Raw genomic sequence first — 18,590 nt, forward strand, 5'->3', positions numbered from 1 at the left:
ATCGCCGCCCCGCCGTGACAGCTCACGGTTCGAGGTTCTCCGCTCCCGCCCTCCGCGGCGAGCGCCGACCGTAGGTGACGTGCCGCACGGTTCCACCGTCCACGCCCCGCTCTCCACACTTTCGGCCCGTTCCTTGTGGCCTCCTGCCGGCGCCTCGCGCTGCGGAGCTTCCTCGCGACGTGCCGCCCCAGGAAGGTCTCACATGAACCGCTCCAGTCGCTCCTCGTACCAGAACGCCAACTCCCGCTCCTCGGCGTCCTCCCGGTCCTCGGCATACTCCCGCTCCTCCTCGTCCTCCCGCTCCGGCGGCAGCTCCTTCTACGGAGACCGGCCCGCCCGCGGCCGTAGCGCCCGCCAGAGTCCTTCTCCGCAGGGCGAGTTCGCGATGCCGGTGAGCACCACCCCGGCGCTCCCGGCCGTCGAGTCCTTCGCCGAGCTGGACATGCCCAAGGCACTGCTGTCGGTGCTGACCCGCCAGGGCCTCACCACTCCGTTCCCGATCCAGGCCGCGACGCTGCCCAACTCGCTGGCCGGACGGGACGTCCTCGGACGTGGTCGGACGGGCTCCGGCAAGACCATCGCGTTCGGCCTCGCCGTGCTGGCCCGCATCGCCGGCCGACGCGCCGAGCCGCGCCGCCCGCTGGCCCTGGTGCTGGTCCCCACCCGCGAGCTCGCCCAGCAGGTCACCGACGCGCTCACCCCGTTCGCGCACGCGCTGCGGCTGCGGATGGTGACCGTGGTGGGCGGGATGTCGATCGGCCGCCAGGCGCAGGCGCTCAACCGCGGGGCGGAGGTCGTGGTGGCCACCCCCGGCCGCCTCAAGGACCTGATCCAGCGCGGCGACTGCCAGCTCGACGGGGTCGGCGTCACCGTCCTCGACGAGGCCGACCAGATGGCCGACATGGGCTTCCTGCCGCAGGTCACCGAACTGCTGGAACAGGTCGCCGAAGGCGGTCAGACGATGCTGTTCTCCGCCACCCTGGACCGCAACGTCGACCGCCTCGTGCGGACCTTCCTCAAGGACCCGGTCACCCACTCGGTGGACCCGTCCGCCGCGGCGGTCAGCACCATGGAGCACCACGTGCTGCACGTGCAGAACTTCGACAAGGACGCCACGATCGCCCACATCGCCTCCCGCGACGGCGGGGTGATCATGTTCACCGACACCCGGGACCGCGCCGACGCGCTGGTGGAGGACCTGCTCGCCAACGGGGTCAAGGCCGCGGCCCTGCACGGCGGCAAGTCCCAGCCCCAGCGCACCCGGACCCTGGAGCAGTTCCGCACCGGCCAGGTCACCGCGCTGATCGCCACCAACGTCGCGGCCCGGGGCATCCACGTCGACGGCCTCGACCTCGTCGTCAACCTGGACCCGCCGACCGACCACAAGGACTACCTCCACCGGGGCGGCCGCACCGCCCGGGCCGGGGAGTCCGGCACCGTCGTCACCCTCGTCCTGCCCAGCCAGCGCCGCCAGACGGCCCGCCTGATGGCCACCGCCGGGATCACCCCGGTCACCACCCGCGTGAGCGCCGGTGACGAGGACCTGGCCCGCATCACCGGCGCCCGCGTCCCCACCGGCGTGCCGGTCGTCATCGCCGACCCCGTGGTCGAACGCCCCCGCCGCGGCGCGGCCACCAACCGCGGCCGCCGCGGCCGCCCCGCCCCCACCGGCGGCGGCACCCGCGCCGACGGAGCGAGCCGCGCCACCCAGGGCTCCTCCGGCCGCCGCCGGGCACCCCGGCGCGTCGCCCTCGCCGCCTAGGGGCATGTCAGACACGCCCCAGCCAGGCCCGGGCCCGGACCGCTCCCACGGTCCGGCCCCGGCCGGCCCCGGCGGCCGTCCCGCCGCCAGTACCCCGACCACCGCCGGCCCCGGCGGAAACGACACCACGGAGCCCTGATGGCCCTCACCCTCGAACGCCCCGCGACCACCACCACGGTCCGCGACCTCATGACCGGCCCCGAGCTGCAGATCAGCGACGACGTCATGCTCGACGTGGCGATCCACATCCTGCACAGCTCCGGTGCCGACCACCTCCTGGTGCGCGACGACGACGGCCGCTGCGCCGGGCTGCTGACCCGCCGGCACCTCGCCCCGTTCCAGGACCGCACCCGGTCCACCGAGCGCACCCCGGTCCGTGACATCGCCTTCGACCGCGCCCCGTTCGCCACCGCCGACATGCCCGCCGCCACCGCGGCCTCCGCCATGAGCGCCCGCGGCCTGACCACCTGGCCGGTGGTCGATCCCGACGGCCACGCCGTCGGCCTGCTCAGCCTCTAGGCGCTCGGGGGCGGCCTGGGCCGGACGGTCGTCCGGTGTTTACGGATCCTCCACGAATGTGTCCAGGAAGTGGAGTTGATGCGTCCTGACCCCTTGTCAGGCGGAACGATCCTCCCTACCTTCGTGCTTCGGGATCCCGGCCCGCTCGGTCAGCCGCAGGGGCCGCGGCCCGCACCATCACCGGAGGCACCACAAGATCTGGAGGTTTCCCATGCCCGGAACCATGATCGACGAGGTCCGAGACGCGGGTCCGCTGCTGGTCGATGACGAGACCATCGCGTTCGAGGACGACGACCGCGGCGACCGCGAGGCCACGGCGTGTCTCGCCGACCCGTGGGTGACCGCCACCACCCGCTTCGCCTGCGACTTCAACTCCTGACGGTGACCGGTTCCATCGCCGGCCGCAGCGGCTGGTCCGACGAGACCTGGTCGTACCTGAACGACCCGCGGATGCCGGCGGTGGAACACGGTTGGAAACTGCACGTCTCGGCCCGCCCCGGCGGGCTCGACACCGTACTCGCCCTCGCCCTGCCGGTGCTGGCCCGGTACGTCTGCCACGCCAAGTGGGCCAGCGGCCCGGAGGTGCTGCGGGAGCTCAACTCCGGCACCCGGAGCGCCGCTTCGGTCGGGAAGGCGCTGACCGTCTACCCGGCGCCGGGCACCGCCGTCGCGCTGGCCGGGGAACTGGTCGCGGCGCTGCGCGGGCAGCAGGGACCGCAGGTCGTGAGCGACCGTCGGGTCGACCCCGACGCGCCCGTCTACTACCGGTACGGGCCCTTCACCGGCGACTACCGCACCGGGCGCGGCGGGCGCCTGGAGTCCGTCATGGTCGGCCCCGACGGCCGGGCCTTCGACGGGCTGGCGGCCGGCTCCTACCGGTGCCCGCCCTGGGCCGAGGACCCGTTCCCGCGCAAGGCGGCGCCGTCCCAGGACTCCCCCGGCCTCGGCGGCGGCCGCTATCGGATCACCGGCGGCATCGCCCGCAAACCGCAGGGCAACGTCTACCGGGCGGTGGACCTGACCACCGGGCGGCCCGTGGTGGTCAAGCAGGCCCGGGCCTTCGTGGCCGAGGACGAGTCCGGCGCGGACGCCCGCGACCGGCTGCGCAACGAGCGGGCGGTGCTCACCGCCCTCGACGGCCTCCCCGGCGTGCCCCGGGCCCTCGACGCCTTCCGGCACCGCTCGGACGAGTACCTGGTGATGACCAGCTGCGGCGACCGGGACCTGCGCCGGGAGGTCCAGGAGCACGGCCCGTACGAGGCCGCCCGGCTCGCCGAACTGGCCCTCCGACTGCTGCGCCTGCTGGACGGCATCCACCGCCGGGGCGTGGTCGTCCGCGACCTGAAACCCGACAACGTCGCGCTGGACGCCGAAGGCCGCTGCCACCTGGTCGACTTCGGGATCAGCGCGCTGGACGGCGCCGGCCCGGACGGCTCGACACCCGGCTACAGCGACCCGGTGCGGCGCCCGGCCGGGCAACCCGCGCGGCCCGCCGACGACCTCCACGCCCTGGGCGCGACCCTCGGCTTCGCCGCCACCGGGCTGGACCCGGTGATCGTCGACGGCGACGCCGTCGTCAACCGGGACCGCACCCTGACCGGGCTGGCCTGGGCACTGCCCGGCCGGGAGCACCGGCAACTCCGCGCGCTGATCGCCGAGTTGACCAGCCCGGACCCGGCTGTCCGCACCGCCGGCGCGGCCCGGCTCCGCGGTGGCACGGCTGGCGGGACTCCACCCCCGCCGGTACCGCGCCGGACCCGGCTCACCCCCGACCGGCTCCGCGCGGTCGTCGAGCACACCACCGCGTACTGCGTCGCCGAGGCGCACCGGATCGCCGACCCGGTGCTCGCCGCCCGGGCAGCCGTCCCGACGCCGATCGACGTCTACGGCGGCAGCGCCGGGCTCGGCCTGGAGCTGCTCCACCACCTCCACCGGCCCGGGGTGCCGGAGGCCGTGGCGGCGCTGGCGGAGTGGACGGCGGGGCAGTCCCGGCGACTGTCCCCGGGGTTCTACTCGGGCCGCACCGGGGTCGAACTGTTCCTCACCCGGGCCGGATTGCCCGTCGGCGGGGGCGAGGACCTGCCCACCCGCGGTCCGGACGGCGGACCGCCCGAGGCCGACCTGATCGAGGGCGTCGCCGGGATCGGCGTCGGCCGACTGCTGCTCGCCCGGTCCCACCCCGCCGGGCGGGACCGGCACCTCGCCGTCGCCGCCGAGTGCGCCCGGCTGCTGGCCACCGGCCAAGCCCGCCTGTCACCCGCCGGGGCCGACACGCCCGGCAGTGCCGCACTGCGCGAGGGCCTGGCGCACGGCACCGCTGGCGTCGCCTACTTCCTGCTGGAGTACGGGAGTTCCGGCGGCGATCCGGCCGACCGGCACCGGGCCGAGCAGGCCTGCGCCCGACTCGCCGCCGACACCCCGGGGCTGATCGCCCGGGCCACCGCGCCGGGGGCGACCCGCCGCTACGGCTCCTGGTGCCGGGGCCTGGCCGGGGTCGGATCGGTGCTGGTCCGGGCCGCCGACCGGCTGGCCGAGCCCGGGTACCTGGACCTCGCCCGGCAGACCGCCCGCACCTGCGCCGCGCTCGCGCCCCGGATGCCGCTGGTCACCCAGTGCTGCGGGCTGGCCGGGGTCGGCGAGCTGCTGGTGGACGTCGCCGTCGCGTCGGGCTCCGGGACCGACTCAGGTGGCGGTACCGGGGCCGAGGAGTTCTGGGACGCCGCCGACACCGTCGCGGCGATCCTGCTGAGCCGCAGCGGCGGCCCGCCGTCCCGTCCGGTGTTCCCGGACGCCGGCCTGGCCCGGCCGAGCGCCACCTGGGCCGGCGGCTCCGCCGGAGTGCTCGGCTTCCTCCGCCGGCTGCACGAGCGGGGCGGACCGCGCCTCGGCCTGCTCGACTGACCGCGCCCGGCCGACCGTCAACGCTCCCGCTCGGCCCGTCCCGGGCGAGGGCGCTCGGCCTGTGCCGGGCGAGGGCGCTCGGCCTGTGCCGGGCGAGGGGGTCACGGAAGGACCTCGCCCTCGACCGCCGGCCCGGCCGCCGCCCAGTACCCGTGGTCCGTCGGCGGCCGCGACCGCAGGTCGTCCCGGACCTGCCCGGCCAGCCGCCGGGTGTCCCGCCGGTTGACCGTCGCGCCGATGCCCGCGCCCAGCAGCAGCGGGGTCACGGACGGCAACCGGCGCACCCAACTGCGGGTGAGCCGGCGCCGCACCTGCTGGCGCACCTCCGCGCCCAGGGCCAGCGCCGCGAAGCCCGCCGGGCGGGTGAGCAGCATCGCGTCGATCCCCCGGCGGTTCGCCCAGGCCCCCAGGTAGGCCCCGGCCCGCTGGGTGGCACTGCCCGGCGCCGGGACGCCGTAGACCTCGTGCAGCTCGGCGATCAGCTTCACCTCCACGGCCGCCACCGCCAGCGTCTCGGCCGCGATCTCCAGCGGCATCGCGGGCGGCACCGGCAGCATGGCCGCGGCCCCGACACCCGCGCCGAGGGCGGCGGAGGCCCGGGTGGCACCGGACACCAGCAGATCGGCCAGCTGCTCGGGGTCGGCCGCGTCCGGGTGCTGGGAGCGCAGCGTCGCGAGGTCGCGGACCGGGATCCGTGGCGCCGTGCGCACCAGCTGCTCGGCCAGCGCCTTGCCGCCGAGCGCCGCGCCGCGGGCCGCCATCCGTCCCCCGCTGCCCAGCCGCCCCGCCACGCCCGCCACCAGCGCCCGCCCCCGCCCGCGCTCCGCGTGGTACTCGGCGACCTGCCAGGCCCCGGTGGGCCGCTCGGCCTCCTCCACCAGCTCGGCGAGGCCCTCGGCGAGACCCCCCTCCGGACCGGATCCGGACCGGGGAACAGGCTCGGGACGCGCCGGACCGGAACGGCCCGCCCACTTGAAGCGCCCCGGCTTTCGGAAGACTGCCATGCACTTCGGGTACCCCGTCCGCCCGCCCGACACGCCCAGATCCCGGGCTCGGCCCGGCGATCCAGCCGTTCCCGCAGGTCAGGTGACCCTCGATTCGAGGGCCGGAGCCCGGCCTGCCCCGGCCGGCACTCCAGGTCCCGCTCAGTTGGGGGCGGCGGTCATGGAGGTGACGGCCTCCGCCACGGTGCCCCGGTAGATGCTCATCTTGGGCTCCAGCACCTTGGCGCCGGCGCCGAGCGGGAAGTTCTGGGTGCTCGACAGGGGCATGTTGGTGCCCTCGTCGTCGGCCAGCACGTTGAGCTCGTCGATGCCGGGGGCGGTACCGGTGGTGGCGCCGCTCGGGTCGAGGTCGATCACCGCGTAGGCCTTCTGGCTCGCCGCGACGGTGAACCGCGTGGTCCCGCTGGCGAGGATCGGCTTGATGTTCTTGCTCCGGTCGCGCGCGGTGGCGTTGCCGAGGTCGACGCCCGGGGAGGAGCTGAGGGTGCAGGAGCTCCCGCCGGTGTTCTGCACCTCGATCACCCGCTGGCTGGGCGCCCCGGAGCGGGCCGACACGTGGATCGAGAGGTGCTGGATGTCGCACGGGCCACCGGCCGCGGCCCCGGAGCCGGACTTGGTGCTGCCGCCGGACGGCGCGTGCGTGGCCGGGCGCGAGCCCGTACCCGTGGTCGGCGCGCCCGCCGTGGTCGCACCGCCCGCCGTCGGCTTCGCGGCCGCCGTGCTGCTCGCGGAGGGCGCCGGCCCGGCGGCCGGGTCGGTGTTGTCGGGCCCGCAGGCGGTCAACGCCAGCCCCGCGCCGGCGAGAACGGTGGCGACGAGCAGCGGACGACGGTGGCGGACGGACATGGCGACTCCCCGATGACGGTGTGTGCTGACTGCCTGGAACACTTCACAGGACGTCGGCCCACCGGTATTCGGTGGCACACCCGGCGTCACAATCACCAGGACATGACAGGGACGGGACTGTGACACCCGTTCGGGGACGGGCCGGTTGACAACACCCACCCGGTGATGATCGGTCAGCCCGGCCGGTGGTGGCCTGCCAGCTGGCGGAAGTCCGGGTGGCCGTGCAGGAGTTCGGGGTAGGTGCCGGTGGCGGAGGTGGTGCTCCGCCGCCGTCCCACCCCCGCCCCAGCCCCGCCGCCGCCGCCGCCGCGACAAGGACTTGGTATGAGCACGGCAAAGGGTTCCCCGCCCCCGCGCCCACCATCTGGACGGACGGACGGCCGAGTTGATGTGGTGTCCGGACCCGGCCCGCGGGCCCACAGGCCCGCAGGCCCGTGTCCCGCAGGCCCGTACGGACGAACCTCCCACACCCTCACACTCGGGAGCAGACGCATGCGCATCCCCCTCAAGGCCGCCGCCCACACCCTCACGGCACTGGCCCTGGCCGCCTTCGGCACCACCACCCTGGCCGCCGGCGCCGAGGCACAACCCGCCCCGGCCGCCGCCCACTTCGGAGCCAAGCCGCTCCACCCCGGCACCACCACCAAGAGCCCGACCGCGACCTCCGGCAACACCCTCTCGGTCCGCTCCTCCGCCACCCAGGGCGTGGTCTCCCCCACCCCCAAGGTGTACCTGGTGTTCTGGGGCTCCCAGTGGTCCTCCGACCCGGCCGGGGTCGCGCCCGACATGCAGAACATGTTCAAGGGCCTCTACGGCAGCCAGGACACCTGGGGCACCATCCTCAGCCAGTACTGCGAGGGCGTCGCCAAGGGCACCACCACCTGCGGCACCAAGGGCACCCACGTCCAGCACCCGGCCTCCTCCCCCCTGGCCGGAGTCTGGTTCGACAACGCCGCCGCCACCCCGGCCAACGCCACCGCCGCCCAGATCGCCGCCGAGGCCGGCAAGGCCGCCGCCCACTTCGGCAACACCACCCAGGCGCCCAACCTCAACGCCCAGTACGTGGTGGTCTCCCCCACCGGCACCCACCCGGACGGCTTCCCCAACTCCGGCTTCTGCGCCTGGCACGACAAGACCAGCAGCTCCTACGGCAACCTGGCGTACACCAACCTGCCGTACATCCCCGACACCGGGGCGGGCGCCTGCACCACCTTCACCGACGGCCGGCTGCTCTCCGGCATCGAGTCCACCGAGACCCACGAGTACGCGGAGACGGTCACCGACTTCTGGCCCAGCATCGGCTGGAACGGCGGCGGCGGTGAGATCGGCGACGAGTGCCAGAACCTCGACGCCTACGTCACCCTGAGCACCGGCACCTTCGACCTCCAGGGCCTGTGGTCCAACAGCGCCAACAAGTGCGTGACGCACGGCTGACGGCCGCCCGGTGAGCTGTGGGGGCCGGACGGGAGCCCGTCCGGCCCTCACGGCTCACCCCGGGCCTCAGCACCCCAACGGGCTCAGCAGCCCAGGCTCAGTACCGCCTCGGCGAAGGCCTCCGGCGCCTCCTGCGGCACGTTGTGCCCCACCCCGGGCAGGGTCCGCAGCTCGCACGGACCGGTGAACCGCTCGGTGCCGGTCTGGTCGGCGGACGCGATCACCCCGTTGTCACCGCCCACCAGCACCACCGTCGGAACCCCGACCGGCGGCCGGGCCGCCAGCCGCTCCTCCAGCGCCCGGTAGCGCGGATCCCCCTCCACCAGTCCGTAGCGGTGCCGGTAGGAGTGGACCGTCACCGCGACGAAGTCCGGATTGTGCAGACTGGCCGCCGAGGCCGCGAACGCCTCCTCCGCCCCCGCCCAGGTCGGCGACCACAGCCGCCAGAGCAGCCGGCACAGTTCCTCGCGGTTGCGCTCCAGCCCCAGCCGCCCGCGCTCCGAGTGGAAGTAGTACTGGTACCAGAAGTTGTGCTCCGCCTCCGGGGCGGCCGGCTCCGTCGCACCCGCGATGTCCTGGACGGTGTAGCCGCCCGCCGCCACCAGGCCGTGGACCCGCTCCGGGCTGGTGGCCGCCACGACGCAGGCCGCCCGCCCACCCCAGTCGTAGCCCGCGACCACCGCGCGCTCGATCCCCAGCGCGTCCATGAAGTCCACCAGGTCCTGCCCGAGCGCCGCCTGCTCACCGCTGCGCGGCGTGCCCCCGTCCAGGAACCTGGTCGGCCCGAAGCCCCGCAGGTACGGCACCAGCACCTCCCGGCCGCCCTCGGCGAGCAGCCGCGCCACCTCGTCGTAGGCCCGCACGTCGTAGGGGAAGCCGTGCAGCAGGATCACCGGGGCGTCGGTCTCCCGGCGGCGCCCACCGGTCCGGTGGTAGGCGATCTCCAGAACCGGTGTCGTCACCCGGTGCAGTTCAGGCGCCTCTTCGATGCTCGCAGTCATCCGGCCATGCTCGCATGCCAGTTGACGTCACGCCCGCTTCCTCGACGCCCTACTCCACGCGGGTGGCGATCACGGTCCACGCCTTGGTCGAGGTGTCGTCCAGCCGGAGGTCGAACGCGAAGGTGATCGGCCGGCGCTCGCGTGCGTCGCCGCGGAGCACCTGCTCGGTGCGACGGTCGACCTCGTAGTAGACGCCCTCCGCGTCGACCGCGACGCGGAAGACGATCGGCTCGCGTGAGACCAGCGAGCGCACCGTGACGGACCTGACGACGGCGTCACGCATGACGGTTCGGTCGACCGTACGGACGGAGGTGAAGTCCAGACTGCCGTCGTTCATCACCCACTCCTCGAGGAACCGCTCGACGGCCACCTCGAGCACCGCCTTGTCGAACCGGCCGTCGAGCACGCTCAGATCGCCGACGGCGGTGTCGGCATCCGTGCTCCACGAGATGTTGGTGAGCGACAGGATGTCGCCCGCGCCCTGGACCGCGGTCCGGCCGGCCACCTCGAGGACCGCCTCGCGGGCGACCTCCTTCTGGTCCCAGCCGTCCGTCTCGATGGCACCGGTCAGGTGGTGCGCGCCCTCGGCCGCCTGCTCCACCGACGACACGATCCACTCCCCGGCCCGGTTCTTGCGCAGCGTCCAGTACTCGACCGGTCGCGTCGAGCCGTCCTTTCGGACGGCATCCGCGCCGTCGCCGCGGCGTACGTAGTCCCGGAGCGTCGCGGTGACCCGGAAGGTGACGGTGTCGTTCTCCTCGCCCGCGCGATTCGCGACGTCGACCAGCTCAACCACCGGGCCGGAGACGATCTCCACGACGTTGACCTCGCCGCGTGACGCGTAGTCGCGCAGCTGGTCGGCCCACTTGCCGTAGAGCACCGGGGACAGGATCTGCTGCAACGTGGCGTGGTCGTGCCGGGTCCAGGCGTTCTGGGCGGTCACGTAGAGCCAGACGGCCCGGCTCTCGAGCGCGGCGCGGTCGAAGGTCGCATCCGTGTCGGCGATGGCGTCGACCCGGGCCCCGACCTGGGCGGCGCGCTCGCGCGCCTGCTCGTCCGCGCGGTGCGCCGTCCGGTCCGAGACCGTGTTCAGACCGACCGCCTGCGCCGTCCTCCGGCGCCGGTACATGATCCACAGGACCAGGAGGAGGACGGCCACGATCACCAGCAGGAGGACGAGCCCGCCGCCGCTCCCGACTCCGAAACCGAAACCGAAGCCGCCGCCGGTCGAGCCGTGGAAGCCGCTGCCGTGGCTGCCACCGCCCCCACCACCATGGCTGCCCCCGCCGCTGAACCCGTGGCTACCGCCCCCGCCGCGGGCGTACGCGACCGCCGGGCTGCTCAGCGTGACGACTCCAGCAACCACAGTTGTCCACCGACGGGCGCGCACCGGGCTCCCCCTTCAAGAATCCGAGCTGTTCCCTACGAGCCTACAAGCAGCGTCGCCCACGCCGTCGGCCCGGTCGGACGCCTTCGCGCCCTGCCCCCGGCCGGTCACCCAACGCGACGATGGGGGTGTGGTGGCCCTGGCCACCACACCCCCTGCCCGGCTCCCCGCGCCCGGTGGCGCTGCTACGTTCCGGCGCAGTTGGTGAACGTGGGCCTGGTCCGTGCGCTGTAGATGCTCGCGCCGCCATTGTTGTCGTACTTGAGGGGCACGGTGATGGTGTCGTCGGCGGTCCACGGGAAGCCCTGGGCGTCGAACGTGAAGGTTCCGGTGGCCTTGGTGGCCAGTTCGGACAGCGTGACCCACCCGTACTGGCGCGGGGGCACGCTCACGGTCAGCTTGCTGCCCAGCTCCTGCTTGAGGTCCACCGTGGTCGCGCCGTTGACCTCACCGTTGATCGTCAGCGCGACATTGGCGAGTCCGATAGTGCCGCCGACCTTCAGGCTTCCCCCCAGCTTGAAGCCGATGGTGTTGCTCCACCCCGTGGTGGTGCTCAGCGAGAACTCCCACGGGATCGTGGTCGAGGTGTCGTTGAACCAGATCGGGGAGACGCACTGCTCCGGCAGCGTGAACGGCGGCGTCTGGCTGCTCGTGGTCCACGAGCAGGTCGCGGTGTCCTTGTTGCACCGGGCGGCCGCGTAGTCCACGGCCATGTTCCACGCCGTCTGGTAGAGCTCGGCGGGCAGTGTCCACTGCTGGTACGGCGTGTTGTCACAGCGGTAGGTGTACACCCAGTTGTCGAAGGCGGGCGGAATCTGGACGGTCAGGCAGGAGTTGTCGCCGACCTGGCGGATCCTGAACGCCTTCTGCGCCGATCCGGCGACCGGTTGGAAGTACCACTGCTCGGACGCGCGCCCGTCACACGGCTGTTGCCGCAGCTGGTAGCGGGCGGTGGTCAGGTCCATGCACTTGCCGGTGGTGGCGTTGGCGATGGCGAACCCCGAGCCGAGGCTGGTGCCCGTGTTGATGCGCCACGTCGTGGCGGACCCCGGCGCCGAGTTGACGGAGATGGGCGCGTTGTCGTCGTAGCTGCCGTCCTGGACATCCAGTTGTTTGCCGTTGCTGACGTTGGTGAAGGTCAGCTGGATCAGCGCCGTGAGCGACGTGCCGCTCTCCTCCCGCGCGGCGGCGGGGGCGGCCATGAGCCCCACTGCCGCGAACAGCACCGCCGCGACGGCGGTGGCCCTCCTCCAGAAGGTCCGTCTCTGCCTTGATGGTTCGGTTGTCACCAGTGCGTTCCTTTCGTAGCGCAGGTATCACGTGCGAGGTCGGGGTCCTTACCGCCTGTACCCCGGAGAATTGACCTTGTTCGAAAGGTTGTCCTTGCCTCCGAGTTCGGCGATGAGAGAGGCTTCCTCCTTCTCACGGGCTCCTTTGCCACCCGGCACGTGGACGAGCAGGACGTCGTCCCCCTTCTCCGTCCTGCCGTTTCGAGCGTGCTCGTTCAGTCGGCGGTCGAAGTTGTTGGTCTGCCCCACGTACATCCGCCCTTGCGCGTCCGCCCTGTCCTTGAACGCGTACACGCCCTCCTGCGGCAGGCTGCAGCTGTTGTTGTGCACCAGGACGGGGGTGGGCCCTGCCAGTACGTAGTACGTGTGGACGTGGCCGATGGTGAGGTTGTAGACGGTCTGGCCGTCGACGTCACCGCGATCGTGAACGCTGGAGACGGTCACGACGTCGACAGTGCGTCCGCTGCGGACGCGGTCGCCGAGCCTCAGGTCCCCTGCGTCGATCCAGCCCCGGCCCTCCACCCAGAAGGGGTGGTTGGCGGTCGCGGTGATCGTGGTCCCGGGGGTCCGGGCGTCGAGACCGATGTCGATGAGGTGCTTCGTTCCGTGGCCGACAATGACGTCGGTGACGGGTTCGTCCAGGGTCGCGCCGGTGGCGGGGTCCGTGGCCTGGACCCGGTCGCCGACCTGGATGACGCTGATGGGTTTGGTCGAGCCGTCGGCCATCACCACAGGGGTCTCCACAGAGAAGGAGTTGCACCTCTCTGCGGCTTCCACGGCTTTGCCGACCGTCGAGGCTTCTTTCCCGGCGGTTCTGGCGAGCGTGCTGGCGAGTTTGCCACCGGGGATGGCACCGAGCGCATCCATGGCGGCTTCTTTGTAGTGCCCTTGCGCCAGCTGCCCGGCCGCGGCTGCGCCGGAGGCGACCGTTCCGATCGGGCCCGGCACGTAGGCCACGACTTCTGCCGCTTTGGTGGCGGTGGAGACCACGGACTTCCAGCCGAAGGTACCGGCGAGGTCCAAGCCGTTGACCGGGTCCGCGTTGACGTAGTCGTAGTCGTTGGCCGATCCGCCCGCGACGGGGTCGACCTGGAGGAAGCGGCCGAGTACCGGCAAGTAGACGCGGGCGCCCATCTCGATGGCCTGATGGTCGGCCAGGTGTTCCACCGGCCGTTCGTGCTGGCCCAGCCACCCGAAGTCCATCCCGCCGGCGACGGTGGCGGGGATCGGGACGTCGGTGAAGAGGCCGGTGACGGGGTCGATGTTCTGGCCGTAGGGGTCGTAGAGGCGGATGCCACCGGTGAGAGTGGCGGCCCCGTCCGCGGTGAACAGCACATCGCCGTGGATGTTGGGGTAGGACCAGTTGGTGGTGGCGCTCTGGTCGTAGTTCTTGGTCAGCAGCACGCCGCCGGGCAGTGCCACGATCCGTTGGAGTAGCCCGCCGTCCTTGCTGAGGATGAGGTCGGCGTCGTCGTGCCTGGAACTGTAGGAGTAGCGGGTGGTCCCGTTCTTCGACGCGTCCGTCGCACCGGTGACCGTGCGGGCGGTCAGCCTGTCGGCCGGGTCCCGGGTGTACGAGATCGTGGTCCCGGCCGCGGTCGTGGTCCGGACGTGCCGTTTGGTGACGTCGTACCCCAGGGTGTCGCCCCCGGCCTTGACCGTGTCGCCGAGGTCGTCGTAGCCGAACGACAGCGCGGTGCCGCCGCTGGTGGACGTCAACCGGTCGGCACCGTCGTAGCAGTAGCTGGTGGCGACCGCCGGGGCACCGTTGAAACTGTCCGTGGACGTGGTGCGGTTGGTGTTCAGCCCGGCGGCATTCGCTGTCCCGCAGCCGTCGGTCGGGTCGAAGCGGTAGGTGAGCTGGTGGTGCGGGACGGTCGCCGCGACGAGCCGGCCCACCGTGTCATAGGTGTAGGCGTAGGTCGCGACGGACTTCCCGTCCGCGGTCACCACGTCGTCGGTGACGCGGTTGTCGCGCGACCTGGTGACCGTGTCGACGACCGTGGACGCGGAGGTCTTCCAGGTCAGCGCCGTCGGTTTGCCCGAGGCGTTGCGCACCAGCGCGTCGAGGCGGGATCCGTTGCCGTAGACGACTCCGGCCAGTTCGGTGGCCGCGTCGTAGGACGGGGTGGCGACGGTGGTCCCGTCCACCTTGACGTTGGTCAACTGGTTGGCGTCGTTCCAGGCGTACGTCACGGTGCTGGACACGCCCTTGACCGTGGTGGTGTCCGTGATCAGACGTCCGACCTGGTCGTAGGTGGAGGTCGAGGTGACGCCGTTGGCGTCGGTGTAGCGGACCTCCTGGCCGAGGAGGTCGATCCCGGTGGTGATCGACCCGTTCTCGTCGGTCAGCTTCGAGATCAGCGGATCACCGTCGACCGCCCAGTCCGTGATGACCGTACGACCCGGCTTGCCCCCAGATGCGGGGACGCTCTTCTTGACCACCCGTCCACGTGCGTCGTAGCTGTTACAGGCCCACGGCTCGTCGTTGACGCGCTGGGCCACCACACGGCCCGCCTCGTCGTAGACCGTCTCCCCCGTGGGGGTTGGCCCGCTGCCCGGTTTGGCCGCGGTGGCGGTCCTGGCCATGCCGCCCTGGTTGGCGGCCGGACCGCCCGGGTCGCAGGGGTTGGCGCGGGTCTCGGAGTCGCCGTAGTAGACGGTCGTGTTGCGCTTGTCGGGGTTGGCGAGGTCACCGGCGGGCATGGCCGAGGCCAGCTTGCGCAGGTATCCCTCCCCCGGGCGCTCGTAGCTGGTACGGGCGGTCAGGCCCAGCCCGCCGGGATCACCCGTGGTGGACACGGTGAGCCCGTACGCCGGGTCGATGCCCGCCGCCGGGTCCGAGTAACTGCTGGTGCTGTGCTTGGACGGTGCCCGCTCCTGGCCGCCGCCGGAGGTGTCGTCGGTGGTCGTGCCCGTTGCCCAGCCGTAGCGGGGCGCGAGGTTCGTGCCGGGCACCGGGGCCGGGGCACCGGCGCCGGGCGGGGTCCAGGTGAAGGCCAATGCCCCGGTCGTGCCGGAGCGGTTGTAGTAGTCGACGCGGACCCGGTGCCAGCTGCCGGCCGTGCTGTTGGCGTAGGTGCCGGTGACCGCGGTGGCGGGTTTGTCGCCCCAGCTGTCGACGGTCAGGACGTCGTCGACCCAGAGGCGGACTCCGTCGACCGCGGTGAACCCGAGGCCGTACTGCCCGGCGGCCGGGAACTGCAACTCGCCGGTGAAGCGCCCGGACCAGCCACCGGTGTTCGGCACCGGCGGGCTCGTTCCCCACGACCGTGACAGTGCCCCGTCGGCGGCGCCGACCCCAGTGGCGAACACCGTCGGGACGCCCGCCAGTTCCGGGTTGTCGTAGAAGGCGGCCGACAGCCCCGCCAGGCCCTCGTCATAGCTGGTGCGGGTGTGCGGCATCGTCGCCGCGCACGCGGGTGTCGGGGTCTGGCCGGTGAAGCAGGAGGCCGGCGCGGGCCCGTACTTGTCGACCGGGCGGTCGGCGTGGTCGTAGACCGTGGTGGAGCGTCGGCCGGCGCTGTCGACGGCCGCGGTGGCCTGGTCCTTGGTGTTCCACTCCGCGGCGATGCTCGCCCCGGTGAAGTCGGTGGTGACCAGGGTGCGGCCGGCGTCGTCGTAGGTGACGGTGCGGGAGCGGGTGGAGTCGTACACCCCGGCCAGGGCCACGGTGGCCTGCTTGCGCTCCAGGTAGTACTGGTAGAAGTGCTCGGCGCGTTTGTCGCCGGAGCGGCCGTCCGGGGCCGGTGCCAGCACCTGCACCGCGCGCAGGGCGGGCGGTTCCTGGGGCTGTTCGGTCACGGAGTCGTAGCCGATCACCGTACAGGCGGCGGCGGTGTCACCGGTGTTGGTGCAGCCGTTCGCCGCGGACGGGGCCTGGTGCGCCACCCAGTCGTAGGCCAGACTGCCCCGGATGGTGGCCAGCGGCCCGATGCTGTCCAGGGCCTTCTGCTTCTCCTCCTCGTTGTCCCCGGCCTCGTCGTAGCGCTGCTTGGCCGAGGCCCGGCCCAGGTAGTCGAAGTCCTGCATGACCGCGCCGGGGTTCTCCACCCGGGCCAGGGTGCCCATCTGGTACCAGAGCCTGGTCTCGCTGCCGTCCCAGTACCGGACCCGGCACAGCATCTGCGGCGGGGCCGGGTCGGAGCCCGGCGGGCGGGGCACTCCGCCGTAACAGCCGTCGCTGCCGTCGGTGTTGTAGAAGAGCTGGTGCGACCGGCCGGAGACCGGGTCCTTGATCTGCGTCAGCCGTGGTGGCGTCCCGCTGTAGGCGTACTGCAGTGCGGCCGGCTTCTTGCCGTCCAGCACCGGCTCCACCGCCGCCAGGGTGCCGTCGGGGTTGAACAGCGACACGGTGTCGCCCTCGGTGAGCGTGATCCGGCCCGAGGTGTCGAAGGCGAGCACCCCGTCCTCGCCGACCGGCGGCGCGTAGCCGCCGGTGGAGGCCTTGGCCCAGGTGTGCTTGCCGCCGGCGCCGTCGGTGAGCACCACCGAGCCGTCCAGCATCTCGGCCCGGCTGTAGCCGCTGGACTGCGCCGACAGGGTCCAACCCGCCGGGAGCGCCTGCGAATCCGCGGAGAACAGCCACTCCGTGGGCACGATCCTCGGATCCAGGTTGTGGGCGCGGTGGTCGTCGGTGCCGGTGCTGCTCTTGGCCCACAGCACCATGCGCGGGCGCTGGTCGGAGTGGTGGTACAGCTCGACCCGGATCGGCACCAGTTGGCCGGCCTTCAACGCGAGGTCGTGGTCCTGGCGCGGGCCGGGCAGCAGGAAGTCGTCGCCGGGCTCGGCGGGCCCGGGGTTGTCGTAGACGAGCTTGTCGCCCAGCCAGATCCGGGCGCCGTCGGTGTGGGCGCCGGCGAACCGGAAGTCCCCGGTGACCGGGGCCTTGAACTGGCCCTCCCAGCGCACGACGAACCAGTTCTTGTCCAGGGCGGGCGGCATCGGGTTGTCACGCCACGGCAGGTTGTCCGGGTTGCCGGTCCACGGGATGCCCCAGTCCAGGTTGACCTGTGACTCTCCGCGCACCATCACGGGGATCGCGTCCGGGGTGCCCGCGTGCCGGGAGTCGTTGAAGTACGACGTGCGGACGCCGTGCGGGGCGCCCTCCCGGGAGTTGTAGGCGAGGTTCACCCCCGCCGATCCGCCGACGGTCCGGAAGGCCGGCCCGGCGGCCTCGACGTGCGCGTTGCCGTTGAACAGGTTCACCGTCACCGGGCCCAGGTGGTCGGTCGGTGCCGGCCCCGGGTCGCCGACCCGCTGGTTGACCGTGAAGTGCCCGACCCACTGCGGCGGCGTCGCGGTCGTCCCGCCGGACACCGCGGTGGCCGCCGTCCAGGTGTAGCGGCCGCCGTCGTGCAGCACGTGCTTGGGGACCGTCCACTGCGGCTGGTCGAGGCATCCGGAGTCCACCACGCTGCCCGAACGGCCGTCGAACCCGGTGGAGATCTTGAAGCAGTAGAGGACGCCGTCACCGGCCGCGGCCACCTGCAGCGCGGGCGTCTCCGTCCCCACCACGGCACCGTCGACCGGGGACACCAGGCTGGTCTGCGGCGCCGCCGGGGCTGCGGCGCGCACGGATCCGCGCGCGCCGGACCGGGGATGGCCGCCGGCGGCCAAGGGCGCGAAGTCGGCCTTCGGCTGCCTCACCTCGGCCTGCGGCTTCTGCTCGGCCGCCGACGGGACCGACAGGATCGGCAGGTCCCGTGGGACCGTCCTCGACACGGCAGACTCGGGCGCGGATGCGGGCTCGGGCAGGGGCGCGGACGCCTGCGCCGCTGGCAGGCCCCCCGCCTGGGCCAGCGAAGCCACCAACACCGTCGCCACCAGGAACACGACCCACCGGAACCACGAGCGCGCGGACCCCCGCGCCATGCCGGCACCTCTGGACAAGGCCCCCTCCAACGCCGTCGACGCCCGCCCGAACCCGCGACACGTCAGGGCGCGGGCCAACGCTCCTGCACTCCCGACCGGGAGGCATACGCAACGACTGGCATCCTCCGGGACCGGCGGGCCCCGGGGAACAGGTGCCGTGCACCTTGGCCGGAACCACCGGACCGCCGAGCCGCCAAACGGAACACCCGCCGTAGGGCCCGGCTGTCACCGTCAGCCCTCCCTGTCAGGGACATGGTAAAGATCATGCCCCTGGGCATCCCTAAACGGAGTTGTGGAACCGCCCGGCGCGGGTGCCCCAATTGGCCGGAACCGTACGGCCCGTCGAGCACCCGGCCGATGGCGCGTGACCGTCGGCGCGGGCCCCGGTCCGCCTACGCGCAGTGACGCCGCCCGGCCCGGGCGGCGGGCCGGGGCAGCGAACCAGGGCGGCAGGCCAGGGCCAGAAATTGATCCGCATCCGAACCGGGAATAGCCTGGAAGCACCGCGAGTTGGCGGGCCCCGGCAGTCCGTACTCCGCCCCCGCCGACCGGCACGGCGTCAATCCGCCGTGT

General features: G+C 72.9%; 11 protein-coding genes. 5 read left to right on the forward strand and 6 right to left on the reverse strand.

The window, feature by feature from the left end:
* Window positions 1-202 precede the first annotated feature (202 nt).
* From ACIQWA_RS29875 to lanL, 4 genes are all read left to right on the forward strand, one after another.
* The gene (locus tag ACIQWA_RS29875) at window positions 203-1,762 is read left to right on the forward strand and encodes a DEAD/DEAH box helicase (RefSeq protein WP_402487749.1); all 1,560 of its coding nucleotides are present in this window, start codon (window positions 203-205) and stop codon (window positions 1,760-1,762) included.
* A 138-nt stretch (window positions 1,763-1,900) separates the two neighbouring features.
* Entirely contained in the window at window positions 1,901-2,281 is a 381-nt protein-coding gene (locus tag ACIQWA_RS29880; RefSeq protein ID WP_402487751.1) for an HPP family protein, read from the forward strand.
* Between the two features lie 211 nt (window positions 2,282-2,492).
* Entirely contained in the window at window positions 2,493-2,660 is a 168-nt protein-coding gene (locus tag ACIQWA_RS29885) for an SflA family class IV lanthipeptide (RefSeq protein WP_402487752.1), read from the forward strand.
* Window positions 2,661-2,662: 2 nt separating this feature from the next.
* Window positions 2,663-5,182 (forward strand): class IV lanthionine synthetase LanL, encoded by a 2,520-nt coding sequence (lanL, locus tag ACIQWA_RS29890; protein WP_402487754.1) that lies wholly within the window; start codon window positions 2,663-2,665, stop codon window positions 5,180-5,182.
* A gap of 101 nt (window positions 5,183-5,283) precedes the next feature.
* Here the strand turns inward: lanL and ACIQWA_RS29895 are convergent, their stop codons facing one another.
* Window positions 5,284-6,186: a hypothetical protein gene (locus ACIQWA_RS29895; protein ID WP_402487756.1), complete on the reverse strand. Its 903-nt coding sequence runs from the start codon at window positions 6,184-6,186 to the stop codon at window positions 5,284-5,286.
* A 141-nt stretch (window positions 6,187-6,327) separates the two neighbouring features.
* Window positions 6,328-7,032 (reverse strand): DUF4232 domain-containing protein, encoded by a 705-nt coding sequence (locus ACIQWA_RS29900; protein ID WP_402487758.1) that lies wholly within the window; start codon window positions 7,030-7,032, stop codon window positions 6,328-6,330.
* A 492-nt stretch (window positions 7,033-7,524) separates the two neighbouring features.
* On the opposite strand from ACIQWA_RS29900, the gene ACIQWA_RS29905 reads away from it, so the two are divergent.
* A complete protein-coding gene (locus ACIQWA_RS29905) occupies window positions 7,525-8,466 on the forward strand; it encodes a hypothetical protein (protein ID WP_402487759.1) in 942 nt (313 codons plus the stop codon).
* An 83-nt stretch (window positions 8,467-8,549) separates the two neighbouring features.
* Here the strand turns inward: ACIQWA_RS29905 and ACIQWA_RS29910 are convergent, their stop codons facing one another.
* The 4 genes from ACIQWA_RS29910 to ACIQWA_RS29925 form a co-directional block, all read right to left on the reverse strand.
* Window positions 8,550-9,467 carry an alpha/beta fold hydrolase gene (locus ACIQWA_RS29910; protein ID WP_402487761.1) on the reverse strand — a complete coding sequence of 306 codons (918 nt, stop codon included), beginning with the start codon at window positions 9,465-9,467 and terminating at the stop codon, window positions 8,550-8,552.
* Window positions 9,468-9,516: 49 nt separating this feature from the next.
* Window positions 9,517-10,833: a Tim44-like domain-containing protein gene (locus tag ACIQWA_RS29915; protein ID WP_402487763.1), complete on the reverse strand. Its 1,317-nt coding sequence runs from the start codon at window positions 10,831-10,833 to the stop codon at window positions 9,517-9,519.
* 206 nt (window positions 10,834-11,039) lie between these two features.
* On the reverse strand, window positions 11,040-12,143 hold the full coding sequence (locus ACIQWA_RS29920) for a ricin-type beta-trefoil lectin domain protein (RefSeq protein ID WP_402487765.1): 1,104 nt from the start codon (window positions 12,141-12,143) through the stop codon (window positions 11,040-11,042).
* A 48-nt stretch (window positions 12,144-12,191) separates the two neighbouring features.
* A complete protein-coding gene (locus ACIQWA_RS29925) occupies window positions 12,192-17,720 on the reverse strand; it encodes a PA14 domain-containing protein (RefSeq protein ID WP_402487767.1) in 5,529 nt (1,842 codons plus the stop codon).
* Window positions 17,721-18,590 lie beyond the last annotated feature (870 nt).

Origin of the sequence: Kitasatospora sp. NPDC098652, assembly GCF_044760155.1 — a bacterium.
Taxonomy (GTDB): Bacteria; Actinomycetota; Actinomycetes; order Streptomycetales; family Streptomycetaceae; genus Kitasatospora.

What these genes read in the sequence shown, in the direction of transcription:
- ACIQWA_RS29875 (WP_402487749.1), top strand. Translation starts at nt 203, where the DNA reads ATGAACCGCTCCAGTCGCTCCTCGTACCAGAACGCCAACTCCCGCTCC.
- ACIQWA_RS29880 (WP_402487751.1), top strand. Translation starts at nt 1,901, where the DNA reads ATGGCCCTCACCCTCGAACGCCCCGCGACCACCACCACGGTCCGCGAC.
- ACIQWA_RS29885 (WP_402487752.1), top strand. Translation starts at nt 2,493, where the DNA reads ATGCCCGGAACCATGATCGACGAGGTCCGAGACGCGGGTCCGCTGCTG.
- ACIQWA_RS29895 (WP_402487756.1), bottom strand. Translation starts at nt 6,186, where the DNA reads ATGGCAGTCTTCCGAAAGCCGGGGCGCTTCAAGTGGGCGGGCCGTTCC.
- ACIQWA_RS29900 (WP_402487758.1), bottom strand. Translation starts at nt 7,032, where the DNA reads ATGTCCGTCCGCCACCGTCGTCCGCTGCTCGTCGCCACCGTTCTCGCC.
- ACIQWA_RS29905 (WP_402487759.1), top strand. Translation starts at nt 7,525, where the DNA reads ATGCGCATCCCCCTCAAGGCCGCCGCCCACACCCTCACGGCACTGGCC.
- ACIQWA_RS29910 (WP_402487761.1), bottom strand. Translation starts at nt 9,467, where the DNA reads ATGACTGCGAGCATCGAAGAGGCGCCTGAACTGCACCGGGTGACGACA.